General features: G+C 44.3%; 9 protein-coding genes. 2 read left to right on the top strand and 7 right to left on the bottom strand.

Features of this window, described 5'->3' with window-relative positions; genetic code table 11:
- Nucleotides 1-74 precede the first annotated feature (74 nt).
- Both BW980_RS16915 and BW980_RS16910 read left to right on the top strand, forming a co-directional pair.
- Nucleotides 75-1,991 (top strand): tetratricopeptide repeat-containing sensor histidine kinase, encoded by a 1,917-nt coding sequence (locus BW980_RS16915; protein WP_245800092.1) that lies wholly within the window; start codon nucleotides 75-77, stop codon nucleotides 1,989-1,991.
- Complete coding sequence (locus BW980_RS16910; protein ID WP_076456374.1) at nucleotides 1,981-2,625, top strand: response regulator; 645 nt, start codon at nucleotides 1,981-1,983, stop codon at nucleotides 2,623-2,625. Before BW980_RS16915 ends, BW980_RS16910 begins: the two co-directional genes overlap by 11 nt.
- Here BW980_RS16910 and BW980_RS16905 read toward each other — a convergent pair whose 3' ends face one another.
- From BW980_RS16905 to BW980_RS16875, 7 genes are all read right to left on the bottom strand, one after another.
- Nucleotides 2,626-3,135, bottom strand: a complete 510-nt coding sequence (locus tag BW980_RS16905) for a hypothetical protein (protein WP_076456373.1) — start codon at nucleotides 3,133-3,135, stop codon at nucleotides 2,626-2,628.
- 22 nt (nucleotides 3,136-3,157) lie between these two features.
- On the bottom strand, nucleotides 3,158-5,539 hold the full coding sequence (locus tag BW980_RS16900) for a TonB-dependent receptor (RefSeq protein ID WP_076456372.1): 2,382 nt from the start codon (nucleotides 5,537-5,539) through the stop codon (nucleotides 3,158-3,160).
- Between the two features lie 138 nt (nucleotides 5,540-5,677).
- The gene (locus BW980_RS16895) at nucleotides 5,678-7,672 is read right to left on the bottom strand and encodes a heavy metal translocating P-type ATPase (RefSeq protein ID WP_139327721.1); all 1,995 of its coding nucleotides are present in this window, start codon (nucleotides 7,670-7,672) and stop codon (nucleotides 5,678-5,680) included.
- A 130-nt stretch (nucleotides 7,673-7,802) separates the two neighbouring features.
- Nucleotides 7,803-8,996, bottom strand: a complete 1,194-nt coding sequence (locus tag BW980_RS16890) for an efflux RND transporter periplasmic adaptor subunit (protein ID WP_076456371.1) — start codon at nucleotides 8,994-8,996, stop codon at nucleotides 7,803-7,805.
- 4 nt (nucleotides 8,997-9,000) lie between these two features.
- A complete protein-coding gene (locus BW980_RS16885; RefSeq protein WP_076456370.1) occupies nucleotides 9,001-13,344 on the bottom strand; it encodes a CusA/CzcA family heavy metal efflux RND transporter in 4,344 nt (1,447 codons plus the stop codon).
- A 128-nt stretch (nucleotides 13,345-13,472) separates the two neighbouring features.
- On the bottom strand, nucleotides 13,473-13,781 hold the full coding sequence (locus BW980_RS16880) for a DUF6660 family protein (protein ID WP_076456369.1): 309 nt from the start codon (nucleotides 13,779-13,781) through the stop codon (nucleotides 13,473-13,475).
- Between the two features lie 151 nt (nucleotides 13,782-13,932).
- Nucleotides 13,933-15,111, bottom strand: a complete 1,179-nt coding sequence (locus BW980_RS16875; protein ID WP_076456368.1) for an acetyltransferase domain-containing protein — start codon at nucleotides 15,109-15,111, stop codon at nucleotides 13,933-13,935.
- Nucleotides 15,112-15,254: the final 143 nt, after the last annotated feature.

Below are 15,254 nucleotides of genomic sequence, written 5' to 3'. Positions count from 1 at the left end.
CACTGAAAACAAAATACAGCCTACATATCGCCCCTAGCATTCGCCTACTCGCGATTACCGCCCTGATTTTCTTCTTGGGAATATCGCCCGTGAAGGCCCAAGAAGCCGATCGTGATTCCACAAACACGGACAAGGTCCAAATAAATACCTTCTCTACCATTCCGAACAACAAGGAAGAATCACTAACCTCATACTACGAGGCCCTAAACAATGCCGATTACGGGAGCCAGCGCTTTTCCGTTTTTGAGCAATTGGCAGAACAACATATCAAAAGGGGAAATACCGATTCGATCCTACACTACGGTAACCTGTACATCAAGGAACTCGGTAATTGGGACAAACCGGATGCCTCTAAGCGATTGCACTATGCCAAAGCGCATTACTTTTTGGGTATCGGAAGTCATATCAACGGTCTCTTGGACAAATCGGTAGAGTGGCACATCAAAGGCCTAAAAGATGCCGAAGCTGCCCATTCGGAAGAGTTACAATACAAGAACAAAATCGGCCTGGCCCATAGCTACATACAAAACTCGGAAAGCGATAAAGCCCTTGAAACCCTGACAAAGGCCATTATGGATTTTGGCACCATGTTTCCGGAACTGACCATACAGGCCCAAATATTTATGGGCAATGCCCATTTGATGAAACAAGAATACGAGTTGGCCAAAACACAATATGACGAGGCCTTGCGTATGGCCACCGACTTTAAGGATTTTGAAAAGGAACTTGCAGCTAAACTTGAACAGGCCAAACTGGCCCAAGCAACAGGAGATATCGAAAAGGCATTTCAAGAGTATGAATCCGTTCGAAACCAAGCTTTGGCAAACGACCTTACCGCCATATATTTTGAAGGTTCGCTACTATTGGCCAAGCTCTATTACCTGGAAGGGATGTACGAAACCGCGAACATAGCCCTAAGCATTGCCTATATCAATGCCATAGACCGCGAAAACTTACAGTTCCAAAAGGAGACCTTAACGATGCAGGCCAGGAGTTTTTCGCAATTGGAAGACTACAAAAACGCTTATGCGGCAATGACCCAATTGTTCCGTGTCAACAATAAGATCACGGCCAAACAACAACGGGAGATCATTAAAGAGCTCGAAATTCAATACGAAACCCTGGAAAAAGAAAAAACGATTTCAAGTCTTGAAGAGGAGCAAATCGCCAAAAACGCTGAATTGGAAAGGCAAAAAACGATTAAGAACGCATTTCTTATCGGCTTTTTAATCATATTGATCCCCATTATTGCCTTACTTTATGTTTACTATCAAAAAATTCAGGCCCAAAGCGAACTGACGAAAAAACAAGAAGTCATAAACCAGCAAAAGGTTACGGCCCTAAAACAAGAGCAAGAGCTCAACCTGATCAAGGCCGCTATAGAAGGCCAAGACGAGGAGCGCAAAAGAATCGCCCAAGAATTACATGATAGTATAGGCGGAAACCTAGCCGGAATCAAGCTGCAGGTAGCTTCCCTGACCAAGGAATCTTCCAAGTGGAAGGAAATTAACCATCAGTTGGACGAAACCTACCAACTGGTGCGCGATATATCGCATACGCTTATCCCCAAAAAATTCAAGCAACATGCTTTTTCAGAGCTTATCAGGGAATACATTGGCTCCATTTCCCGTAGCGGAAAACTTGAAATCGGTTTTCACCCCCATCCCGAAGCGGATATCAACGGCATTGATGACATGACCCAAATGGAACTGTTCAAGGTCATTCAAGAATTGATGACCAATACCCTCAAACATGCCGAAGCAAATCGGGTCGACATCCACTTGAACCTGCTGGAAAAGGAATTATCACTTCTCTTTGAAGACGACGGAAAAGGATTTGCCCCACATGAAGTAAAAGAAGGTATCGGTTTTGAGAATATACGAAGCAGGATAAGCCATATGAACGGTACGTTTCACATCGACTCATTACAAAACAGGGGCACTGTTATTTCCATAGAAATTCCCATAAAATCCACTTCACATGAAATATAACCTCATCATAGCAGATGACCACAAAATGTTCATTGACGGTCTCCTAAGCATCTTGAACGATGCACCTGAATTTTCGGTAAGGACCACGGCCAAAAACGGAAAACAAGTCGTCAAATACCTAGAGATCAATGGCACCGACGACCTCCATTTATTGATAACCGACCTCAGTATGCCCGAAATGGACGGCATAGCCTTAAACCGCGCGGTGAAGGAAAAGCACCCAAGCCTAAAGACCTTGGTAGTAAGTATGCATATTGACGGAAGTATGATCGAAAAACTGATCCAAAACAATGTAGACGGCTATGTACCCAAAAACGCCGAAAAAGACGAACTCTTAACCGCCATGCGCACCATTGTCAAGGGCGAAAAGTATTTCTCACAGGAAATCAAACAAGCCTATACCGATGCCATGTTCGAAAACAAGAAGCAAGACGAAGTGCATCTTACCGACCGTGAAAAGGAAGTCTTAAAGCTCATTGCCGACGAATACACCACCCAAGAAATTGCCGATAAGCTCTATTTAAGCAAACATACCATAGAAAGCTACCGCAAGAACCTCATCTCAAAACTGCAGGTAAAAAACCTGGCCGGTCTGACCAAGCATGCCATTAAAATCGGACTTCTCGATTCTTGATCAGACAAAAAGCAAGATCAAGGTAAGAAGTAGGCCGCCCAAGGCAAAATAGAGCCCTTTTTTAAAAATCGGGGCACTGGGCCTGAACATCCAAAAGGCCGATATCACAAAGAAAAGCAAGGAAGCCCCAAAGAAAATATTCAGAAAAAACAAGGGTTGGCTAGAGGTTGCCTTATGTACCTTGGTCATTTTGTCCAAAACGAAAGGCAATGTTTTAAGGGTATACGAGGCCAAGCCCGTTTTACTGTCATAAGAACCGCCTTCAAAGTGTACGATACCATTCTCTTCCTTTTGTAACTTAAAGTGTTTTATTTTGAGCATCTTGCCCAGGTCGTCAGCCTTAACATTGGGTTGTATCGTTTTTTCAACGGCAACCTCTTTCTTGAGAAAATCGGTATCCCTGAAAATCAAGATAATACCACTTATGGCGTACATGGCCATTATACCGGCCAAGAAAAAGCCGAGGTAACGGTGATAGGTGCGCATTTTTTCTTCCGTTTTTCTTCCCATTTTTAGTCTTTAATTGGTTGATTTATCTTCTTCTACCGGAATATTCCATGGCCTCGCCTTTACCGAAACCGTAACTGAAGCCAAAAGTAATAAACCTACCACGTTGTCTTCGGCTATAACTTGAAAAATCTTCCTGTATAGTTTCCGTTTCGTTTACCCGAGAAGCAAAGGCATCCCTCACCCCTATATTCACTACGCCCTTGCCCTTCAATATTTTTTTACGGGCACCGAGGTCTAAAAATAGGTTTTCACTGGTTCTGCCCTGAATGGTTTCATAACCACTCTGATAATTTCCGGTTGCCTCAAAATCAATATCGGCCGGCATCTTGATCTTGGCCATGAGCTTGCCCGACCATCGGTCAGCGGTAAAGTCGAACACTTGCTCACCTAGGCTTCCATCCCTTACAAACCTATTATAGTTTAAATCGGTAGTGGCGGTAAACCATTTTACCGGACTGTATTTTCCATTAAACTCCACCCCTGTGGCCTTGTTCGTTCCAATATTTTCGGAACTACTAATTTTCACGTCATCATCAAAAGTATAAATAGATTCGATTACTTCGGTAGTATAACGGTGATAAACACTAAAGTTGAGGGATGCCTTACCCAAAACATAAATGCTCGTTATCTCGTATGAATCGGTGAATTCGGGCTGCAAACCGGGATTACCTTTACGGATATTAAAGTTGTTCCTGATATTAAAAAAGGGGTTCAAATCCCATAAATCGGGTCTGTACACCCTACGGGAATACCCTGCCTGCATGGAGACCTGATCAGTGAATTTATAGGACGTATGGGCACTCGGGAAAATATTGGTATACTTCTGCCCATTCTTTTCATCGGTATTCTTCAACAAGGTATTGAGATGGGTCTGTTCCGCTCGTACACCGGCCTTTACCCCCCATTTATTACCTTCATATGCCGCTGTACCGTAAAAGGCCATAACCTTTTGATCGTACTCAAAAACATTGGTCAAGTTTGGATTGGATTGATACTCCCCCAACACAAAATCTTCTACCTCATAATCGTTGCTGACATCGTTCATGACATATTGCCCCCCGGTTTCCATGGTCCACTCTTCATTAAATGGCCGGGTATAATCTAACTTAAAAGTATACTCCGCTTCCTTAAACTCGGTTCTTGTTCGTTGCACACCATCACGATCTTCCCCGAAAACGGTCAGGTCTTCAAAATCGGAAGATTGGTCCTTCCCAAAGAAATTCCCCAAGGCACTGAACAAAAGATCGTGATCTTCGTGATCTTTAAAATCACTTTTGTATTGCAGTTCATATTGGTATTTCGGATTCGTAGCCTCGGTCGTTTCGGTACGTTCCCATTCAGAGACCAACTCGTCATTCGTATCCCAAGCCTTAAAATTGGTGCTTGAGGGCTGATCTTCAATTTCGTAGGCAAAATTTCCCGACAAGGTCAGCACGTTATTCTCGTTGATATAGTAATCCGTTCCTAGGATAACATTGTAAAATTCCTCATTCCTGAACTCTTCGCCCACAGAAGAGATGGAAGAACCATCGGTCAAATCTCTATTAATATTCTCTACATCACTGGGGAGTTCCCTATAACCGGCCCCTAACTGACTAAAAAGGTTAAAGCGTTCGGTTCGGCGGTTAAGGCTAAGGCCGAAACTATGGTTGTCGGGAGAGCCCGTATTTAAACTAATAGAGCCATTAAGTCCCTCACGTTCCTCCTTTTTTATAACGATATTGATAATTCCCGAAGTTCCCTCCGCATCGTATTTTGCCGAAGGGTTGGTAATGACCTCCACCCTTTCGATCATATCGGAAGTAATCGTCCCCAAGGCATTTCCTCCCTCTCCGGTAAGGATTGAAGGTTTTCCATTTATCAAGACTTGCACGCCTTGGCTTCCGCGTAAGCTTATCTGCCCTTCAATATTCACGTTCACCGATGGCACGTTATTTAACACCTCAAGGGCACTCGCACCTGTGCTACTGATATCCTTGCCCACATTGAATACCCGTTTATCTAACTTGAACTGGGTTCGTGAAACCTCACCTGCCACCACGACTTCGGATAACTGTTGGGCATCTTGCCCGAGTTCTACCCGTCCTAAAGCGATTTTACCGTTTGCGGGCACGAGGTCGTCAAATTTTTTTTTCTCAAAACCTATAAAACTGACTTCAATGAAAAAATTACGGGCCTCGGTCTTGAGGCTAAACGAACCGTCATCAAGGGTCGTGGTACCCGTGATACCCTTTTGGGTGGCCTTATCACCTACTAGGACCGTAGCAAAAGCTATCGGTTGCCCGCCGCCCTTTTCGACTACCGTACCGGTAATCTCGATTTCACCACCTTGGGCCAGCCCCAATTCCGTAATCATCAATACAAAAAGAAGCACGTAAAACGTGCTGGTAAATTTTAAATGCATGGTACTAGTTGTTTGGATTATAAAAATGCGTAAAAAAACTACATTAACAGAATCCTAACTAGGCTATCTATCAATTTTAACAATATTCCCTTCACCTGAGAAATCAGTCCCCCTCAAAACAGGAACCTTCCCCCTCTTTTACCATTTCATATTTTGCAATCGAACGGCATTTAAAACAGCTAATAAGGCAACACCCACATCGGCAAAGACCGCCTCCCACATGGTAGCGACGCCCCCTGCCCCCAAAATCAAGACAAAGGCCTTTACCCCAAATGCCAAACCGATATTTTGCCAAACGATACGGCGTGTAGACCTTCCTATGGCAACGGCTTGGACCACTTTTTCCGGTTGGTCCGTTTGTATGATCACATCGGCGGTCTCGATGGCCACATCGCTGCCCAAACCGCCCATGGCGATTCCCAGATCACTGGCCGCCAAGACCGGGGCATCGTTGATACCGTCACCGATAAAGGCCACTTTTGCCCCGGCAACGCCCTTTAATCGTTCTACTTCCTTAAGCTTATCTTCGGGCAGGAGTCCGCCCATGGCCGAATCGACATGTAGTTCTCCCGCTACTTTTTGCGTAATGGCCTCTTTATCGCCCGACAGCATCACAATTTTTGAAATGCCCATCTTCCGAATGCTTTCGACCGCCCCCATAGCTCCTTCCTTTAACTCATCGGCAATCACGACATAGCCTGCAAACTTTCCTTCAATAGCCACCATAACCGTACTTTCAACGACGTTACGCACTGCTTCCGGAACGACAATTCCATTAACGAGCATTAGGGCCTCGTTTCCTGCCAATACCGATTTCCCGTCAACGGTACCTATCAGCCCCTTACCCGCAACTTCAAAAACATCTTGGGCCTTATGCCCTTCCCCTTCGTTTTTATAGGCCAAGATAGCCTTGGCTATCGGATGGGTGGATTGGGCCTCTATGGCCATGAGATAATGCATAAAATCCTGTTCGGCCACGGGGGCATTGGTCGGTCCGCCCTCGGAATACACTACGACATCCTTTATCTTGAACACCCCCTTGGTCATAGTACCCGTTTTGTCGATGGCCAAAGTGTTGATTTTGGTTATAGTATCTAAAAAGGAAGCCCCCTTGAACAGAATACCGTTGCGCGAGGCCGCCCCCAACCCTCCAAAATAGCCCAAGGGAATGGAGATCACCAAGGCGCAAGGACACGAGATTACCAAGAAGATCAACGCACGGTACAGCCATTCGCTAAATATATAATCTTGTACAAAAAAGTAAGGGAACAAGGTCAGGCCAATGGCCAAGAATACCACGATCGGCGTATATATCTTGGCAAACTTTCGGATAAACAGTTCCGTTTTCGACTTACGGGCCGTAGCATTCTGTACCATGTCAAGTATACGGGCAATGGAACTATCCTTAAATTCCTTGGTCGTCACAATTTCAACAACACCGTCAAGATTGATACTTCCCGCATATACCTCTTCACCCTGAAGAATGGTCGAGGGTTTGCTTTCCCCGGAAATAGCCGCCGTATTCAAGCTGGCTTTTTCCGATACCAATTTTCCATCCAAGGGCACTTTTTCACCAAGCCGTACCTGAATACGCTCCCCTATTTTTACCGATTCGGGCGCTACGGAAACCGGATTGCCATCACGGAGAACGGTAGCCGATTTGGGCCTAACATCCAAGAGAGCCTTTATATTTCCCCTTGCCTTTGTTACGGCCGAATGTTGAAACAATTCACCCACGGTATAAAAAAGCATTACCGCTACCCCCTCGGGGTACTCGCCAATGGCGAATGCCCCGACCGTAGCAATCGACATCAGGAAAAATTCCGTAAAAAAATCACCTTTTAATATACTCTCCCAGCCTTGCTTCATGACCGGAAACCCTACCGGAATATAGGCCACTGCATACCAAACGATTCGGAGCCAGTCCTTAAAAAAACCCACATTTAAAAAATCGAGTAGAATGCCCGACATCAACAATACAAAACTTATGATCGCAGGTGTGTATTGTTTGATACGGCTCGACTTGGTATTCTTTTGGCTATCACAGCAACTGCCCCCTTGGTCATGCCCATCCCCTGCGGAATGTTCATGGGCTCCAGTATCACGAAGAACGATTTTCTTTTTTTTTATCATTATTCAAAATTATCAATTCACCCCCCTGTTTCAAAGGGTATACCGTTAAAGCTATCTAAAGTAACGGCATCCTAATGAAAACAAGGGTCTTAAATGCAAAAAATATTGCATAAAATGAGCGGTATTTCCATCAATGGCTATGTTCCGCTTCTCCCTTTTTCATTTCCGCCATCAAATAGTAGGCGTTGTTGAACGCAAATGGTACATCTGCTTCCAAGGGCCGTAAAAAATGAACAGCTGCCCAATCGCCATCTTTCGCCCCTAGCGTAACCTCATGCGGAACAAAACGGTAAGCATCTCCTTCATTCCCTACGGCAAATACAAAGCTTTTTGCGCCCTCTTTGGCAATAGCGCTTACGGGAAGGGCTTTTACCTTATTGTTCTCTACCTGAATACGACCTTTTATATACATCCCAGGAATCAGGTTTCCCTCTTTGTTTTCTATTTCAGCATGTACGTGCAAGGCTTTCGGGTTCTGCTCAAAGGTTTTTCCGATCGAGTAAATTTCGGCCGTCAATTCTTTATTTTTTAAGGATTGTACGCTAAACTTTACCATCTGCCCCTCTTTGATCTTATACACATCTTTTTCGAACACCATCAAATCGGCATGTACGTGGTGGGTATCGACCACTTCAAAAAGGTTGGTCTTCGGGGCTACGTATTGCCCTGTCTTTATCCTCACTTTTTGTACGGAGCCCTCAATCGGACTACGTAAGGCCACCCGCTGGTAAAAGGTTCCGTTTTTGATGCCCTCCGCATTTATGTTCAATTGCAGCAATTGTGCCGCCAAACCGTTTACCTTAGCCCGAGAGGCCCGATACTCGGCTTCGGCCTTCTGAAAATTACTTCCGCTACCAACACCGGCATCGTACAGTTTTTGTTGGCGCTCATACTCTTTCTTCAGAAACTCCCTATTGCTATACGCATCAAGGTAGTCGGTCTGTTTTTGTATGATGTTCGGATGGGACAAATAGGCTACCGTTTGCCCTTTTTTGACTTTATCGCCCTCTATGACCTCAATTGACACCACATTTGCCCCGATCACGGAAGTGATGCTCGCCTCATTTTGTGGAGGAACTTCCAATTGCCCGTTAACCTCTACATACCCGCTCATATTGCGTAATTGTAAGGTATCTACCTTCATTTGCAAGGCATCAAATTGCTGTTGGGAAAGCATCACTCCTTCCCCTTCGTTATGCCCTTCGGCCTCTTTATGGGCATGGTTGCCCCCATTGGCATCGTTTACCTTGTTCTCCACGCATGAACTGAATAAGAGCACAAAAAGTAAAAGTGCGGCTATTGTATATTTGAATGGATTTTTCATGTTTCTATTGATTGAAATATTGTAGTTTGAATAATGATTTTAAGTAATTGTCGAGGGCATCGAGGGCTTCCATTTCCGTTTGAATGGCATCCCTGATAATTTGGGTAAAGCCCACATAATCTACGGCTCCTTCCTTATAGGCCAAAAGTGCTCCTTGATGTTGTTCCCTTGCTAGGGGAAGCGCCTTATCCCTATAAAAAAACCAAGAGGTTTTCCACTTTTCATAAGCAGTCAATGCCTGATGGTATTCAGATGATAGTTGTTTTCGCTCAAATTCGGCTTTCGTTTTTACCATCTCCTTATTGATCTTGGCCGATTGCTTTCGACTACGAGCAGCACCCGAAAAGAACGGAACGGATATCCCCGCTTGGTAGCTATAAAAACCATCCTCCCCATTTACCTTTTGAAGTCCCCCTTGCAAATTAAATTTGGGCAGCAATTCGGCCTGGGCGACTTTGTAATCTGCCTCCACTTCATCGATGCGTTTTTGTGACAATTGATATTCTGGATGGTCCTTTAAATCAAGAAGAAGTTCGAACACCCCATCGACCTTGTCGTCCAACACATCCGAAACCGAATAATAAGTCTCGGAAGCCAACCACAGGTTCAACCTTTGCAGAGCAATATCGTAATCGCCTTTTGCCTGTTGGTATTTGTTCTTGACCTGTAAGGCTTGGTTCATAGCCGAGGTATATTCTAAGCGGGAAATAGCTTCGACCTCAAAATTGAGCTCAATAGCCTGTTCGAAGTGGGTATAGACCGAATCTAACCTACGATAGAGAAGGAAGACTTTCTTTGCCCGAAATGCCTTTGCCCAAGCGATTTTTACTTCTTGTTCTACCTGCAGTTCAGACAGGTCGTATGCGACTTCCGCCAATACGACACGCTGATCGTACAATCGTTTTTTGGGTGCGATACCGAAGAGGTCTATATTCTGTTGGCTCACGCCGGCCAGGGTATAAATTCCTTGATTATCGTTAATTTCCTCGCCCCCGGTAAAAAGCCGGGTATTCCCAAAATTATAAGCAGACGCCTTAAGGGTCGATTGCTTTTGGACCTCTAACTGGGCCGATTTTAGCAAGGGGTAATTTTCTTTGGCCGTTATCACTGCTTTATTCAAAGAGATCATAGGCAGTGAAGTTTCCATTTCTTGGGCACCCCCCTTGAACCCCATCGCTATAAAGCCGACCACAAGAAGTGCCGTTTTTAACCCTGGTTTCCATTTCCATTTCCATTTTCGTTCTCCCCTATTTTCTACCCACTGATAAAAAATAGGAAGTATAAAAAGTGTCAACAAAGTTGAAGTCAACAGTCCGCCAATAACCACCGTTGCCAAAGGCCGCTGCACTTCCGCCCCTGCCGAAGCCGAAATGGCCATGGGCAGAAATCCTAAAATATCGGTAAAGGCCGTTAGCATAATGGGGCGAATACGGCGCTTTGTTCCCTCTATGATTCGATCGTTTAAATTCGATACTCCTTCTTCTTTTAATTCGTTCAATCCGCTTATCATGACCAATCCATTTAGAACCGCTACTCCAAAAAGCACGATAAAACCAACCCCTGCCGAAATACTAAAGGGCATATCTCGGAGCCAGAGCGCAAATACGCCCCCAATGGTCGCCATAGGAATGGCCAAGTAGATCATAAGGGTCTGCGGAAGGGATTTTAATGCGAAATAAATCAGGACAAAAATGAGCAACAGCGCAATAGGTACTACGGTTTGTAATTTGGCACTTGCCCTTTCCAAGTTTTCAAAAGCACCTCCATAACGGATAAAATACCCGGGAGGCAATTTGAATTCCGCATCAAGTTTCTCTTGTATATCTTCCACAACCGACTTTACATCACGATCTCGAATGTTGATTCCTACATAGGTTCTACGATTGGTGTTATCCCTGCTTATCTGCATGGGTCCGGGTTCGTAACTGACACTTGCCAATTCACGAAGTGGGACTTGGGAACCGTCATCAAGACTTACGAATAGGTTTTGTACATCTTCAATACTATTTCGGTTTTCTTCCTGTAAGCGCACCACTAGATCGAAGCGCTTCTCGCCTTCAAAGATTACCCCTGCCTTACTTCCAGCGAAGGCGGCCTGAATTAAACTATTCAATTGGTTGACACCAACCCCATATTGGGCCAGTTTGCTTCGGTTATAATGAATGGTAATTTGCGGAAGGCCGCTTGTAGCTTCGACTTTCATATCCGCCACCCCCGGAATGTTCGCAATAAGTTGCCCCATTTCATCGGCCTTACTAGCCAACACCTCCATATCCTCACCAAAAATCTTGATAGCCACATCTTCACGAACCCCTGTAATCAGTTCGTTAAAACGCATTTCTATAGGTTGGGTAAATTCATAATTGATTCCCGGCAAAATACTAATGGCTTCTTTGATCTCGTTTACCAGTTCTTCTTTGCTACGGCCCGACCCCCATTCCTCCTGCGGTTTTAGAATAGCGAAAATATCCGCTATATCCATAGGCATGGGATCCGTTGGAACATCGGCCACACCAATTCTACTTATGACCGTCTCCACTTCGGGAAACTTTGTCTTTACAATCTGTTCAACCTTGGTTGTCGTCGCGATAGTTTCCGTTAGGGAACTGCCCGGTTTTAAAATGGCGTGAAAGGCAACATCGCCTTCGTCTAATTGCGGAATAAACTCCCCTCCCATTCGGGTAAAAGCGAATAGGGCCAGCAGAAAAAACACGAGTGCGCCTCCTATAATCCGTTTTGATTTTGCCAGCGATTTCAACAGAAAAGGTTCGTAAGCCCTTTCTACCCTATGCACAAAACGGTCTCCAAACGATTGCTTTTCTGATTTTGGAACCCTTAAAACTAACGCCGAAATCATAGGCACATAAGTAAGACACAAAAGCATCGCGCCGATCATGGCAAAAATGAAGGTAAGGGCCATGGGGCGGAACATCTTTCCCTCTACCCCTTCTAGGGCGAGAATAGGGAGAAAAACAATAAGAATGATCAGTTGCCCAAAAAAAGCGGCATTCATCATCTTCTTTGAAGCCCTTGCCGAAATTTCATCGCGCATTCCGGCCGTAACCGTTTTCTTCTTTACCACATAGGAATACATGAGAAAGACCGTGCCTTCTACAATAATGACCGCACCGTCTACGATAATACCGAAATCTATGGCCCCCAAACTCATGAGATTCGCCCAAACATCAAAGACATTCATTAAGATAAAGGCGAACAAAAGCGACAAAGGAATGGTCGAGGCTACTATGAGTCCCCCACGCCAGTTACCCAATAATAGTACCAAAACAAAGATGACGATCAGACCACCTTCCAAAAGATTACCCTTTACGGTTCCCGTGGTTTCGGAAATCAAATCACTACGATTGAGAAAGGGTTTTACCTTAATGCCCTCGGGCAATGAATGCTGGATCTGTTCCATCCGCTGGATAACATTCTTGATAACCGCATTGGAATTGGCCCCTTTCAGCATCAGGATCATTCCCCCTACGGCTTCGCCCTGCCCATCTTTTGTAAGTGCCCCATAACGCACCGATTGCCCCATGCGGACTTCTCCTATGTCCTTGATCTTAATCGGAACGTCCCCAGTTGTTCTTACCACCATATTTTCGATATCGGAAACGGTTCTGGCCAGACCTTCACCCCTGATGAAGTTGGCCTGATGATTACGTTCTATATAGGCGCCCCCAGTATTTTGGTTGTTTTGCTCCAATGCGCTAAAGACCTCCGCTATGGTAACGCCTATGGCTCTCAATTCATCTGGATCAACAGCAACCTCATATTGTTTTTGATTCCCTCCAAAGGCATTGACCTCCACTACACCGGGAACCATGGCCATTTGCCTACGGATGATCCAATCTTGAAACGTACGCAAATCCGTTATGGAATATTTATCTTTATATTCATCTTCTACCTCCAGTACATATTGATAAATTTCGCCAAGACCTGTAGAAATGGGGCCCATAAAGGGTTCTCCAAATCCTTCGGGAATCTGCTCTTGTACTTCGGGTAATTTTTCGGCTACCAGCTGCCTAGGTAAATACGTGCCTACCTCATCGTTAAAAACGATGGTCACGACGGACAGCCCAAAGCGTGAAACCGAACGTATTTCTTCTACATTGGGCAAATTGCTCATGACCACCTCTACAGGATAAGTCACGAATTGCTCTATATCCTCAGTGCCCAGGTTGGGCGACTGGGTAATGACCTGCACCTGATTGTTCGTGATATCAGGCACGGCATCTATAGGAACTTGGGTCATGCTCCAAATACCAGCACCAATAAGTGCTAGCGTGAAGAGCCCCACAATAAATTTATTACGGATTGAAAAATCAATGATTCTATTAATCATATGGATTGCTATAATTCAGTTAGAAAATGTCTATTTCTGTCGAGAAATATTAATGTCAAAAATTAGGGTAATGAAATCGGCAATGGATTCACTACAACGGGATATAGGTATCCCCTAAAAAAACTGAATTATGCCCTGGGAGGTTGTAAGAGGTCAAGAGGAATATCTTTGCCCAAACTATCGAAATGGGCTAATTCTTCTTGTGGAATTGAGGGCTGAAAAGGTTCAAACGAAAAAATTTCAAAACTGACCGTATGTGTATGGCAGCAATGGCAGTGGCAGAATGGAGAGCACAAATCGTTTAGGGCATGCCCGTGATCATCACCCTTATCCGCAACTACAGAAACTTGACCGTCGGCAACCGGTTCCGTATCGCTACAGGGTACCACATTGAGTGCCAGAAAGTAAATGGACAATATGAGGGTCAATAGTTTCACGCGGTAAAGATATAAAGATTTTAAATGGTGATTGTTCCCCAACGCACTAATTCACACCAAAACAATTCACACAAACCTCCAGACAAGATATTTTAGCCCTACACCATCACCTATGCGCCCCATAACCGACATTGGGCCCAAGCCGTAGAAGCTAGAGATAACGCAACCACCACTTCTCCCTATGGTTGCTTTTATACCGGTCAAACCATGCGCATAAAGGATATAGGGCAACAACAAGTACCGCCCAAATTAGGTACACCACCCCTAGACCAAAACCGTAGCCTTTTAGACCGGGCTGCATTGTAACCCATAGGTCCACATACATATCCGATGCCTTAAAGCCTGTTAAGACCGCTGCAAATAGTGCCAGTAAGTGAATTACATAAATATGGATTATATAAAAGAACATGGGCACACGACCTATGATTACCAATTTATCAAACACCCATCCCTTCCATTTTTCGGCAAAGGCCAGAAGCATAATGGATGGGCCTATCGTAATTAGCAGAAATAACAGTGAAGGCGGATATTTGGTCACATTAAAAAAGGACATCAACGTATACCCCCACGAACCTTGTAAAGTCCACAAATACGGATCCCCATAATAATTCATAACCCGAAGTATCAAAAATGCCACGGTAATCCCAGCCCCCATTTGCAAGAGTATTTTCGCCCTGGTCTTACTATCAAAAATCTGTTTATAGAAGGTTCCAAAGTAATACCCTAAAGGCATCACAAAAACCCAAGGTAAAATAGGATAGGCAACAAAGATCCGAATATCGCCATAAGTCAACAATTTAAATTGATGGAGAAACGACCAAAGACCGGAATTCAGGCTTCCGTCCGATTCGAAAAAATCGAATAGGTTATGTCCGCCTATGACCAAAGCGGAAAGTATCAAGACCACCCTCTTGGGCAGATGGATCAATCCTGCCAAGAAAATCATCGCCAGACCAAGAATCCAGATTACCTGCAACATAACATAGGACAAATCGAATTTAAAAAGCCATGCGAATTTTACAACGGTAAGTTCTAAGAAAATTAACCAAAAGCCACGTTTAAGGAGCCATTTAGACAAGTACTTCAAACCTTTCCGCTGGCCGACAAAAAAAGCGGATGTTCCCGCTAAAAACACAAATACGGGCGCGCAATAATGGGTAATAAATCGCGTAAAGAACAAGGGGGCGTTGGTTTGCGTTAAATCGGTAGGATCAAAAAGAAAGGCATCGTAGTGAAAATAATCACGTACATGGTCTAAGGCCATAATCACCATGACCAAACCTCTTAACATGTCTATTGATTTAATTCTGTTATAGGTGGTTTTAATCATGCCACTAATACTCGAAAATTAATAGTTTAATACGTTTATAAGAAACAACAATGCGCCTTAAGTAGGATTAAGGTAAAGCAAAATGTAAGTTATTTCATAAAGTTCTTATGTGCTGCGCACAAAAATGTATAAGATGCAGGTTT

Source organism: Zobellia uliginosa (assembly GCF_900156625.1).
Taxonomy (GTDB): domain Bacteria; phylum Bacteroidota; class Bacteroidia; order Flavobacteriales; family Flavobacteriaceae; genus Zobellia; species Zobellia uliginosa.
This window is presented reverse-complemented; position numbering and strand designations above follow the sequence as displayed.

Coding starts and splice junctions, on each gene's coding strand:
- BW980_RS16910 (WP_076456374.1), top strand. CDS start 1,981: ATGAAATATAACCTCATCATAGCAGATGACCACAAAATGTTCATTGAC.
- BW980_RS16900 (WP_076456372.1), bottom strand. CDS start 5,539: ATGCATTTAAAATTTACCAGCACGTTTTACGTGCTTCTTTTTGTATTG.
- BW980_RS16905 (WP_076456373.1), bottom strand. CDS start 3,135: ATGGGAAGAAAAACGGAAGAAAAAATGCGCACCTATCACCGTTACCTC.
- BW980_RS16885 (WP_076456370.1), bottom strand. CDS start 13,344: ATGATTAATAGAATCATTGATTTTTCAATCCGTAATAAATTTATTGTG.
- BW980_RS16890 (WP_076456371.1), bottom strand. CDS start 8,996: ATGAAAAATCCATTCAAATATACAATAGCCGCACTTTTACTTTTTGTG.
- BW980_RS16895 (WP_139327721.1), bottom strand. CDS start 7,672: ATGATAAAAAAAAAGAAAATCGTTCTTCGTGATACTGGAGCCCATGAA.
- BW980_RS16875 (WP_076456368.1), bottom strand. CDS start 15,111: ATGATTAAAACCACCTATAACAGAATTAAATCAATAGACATGTTAAGA.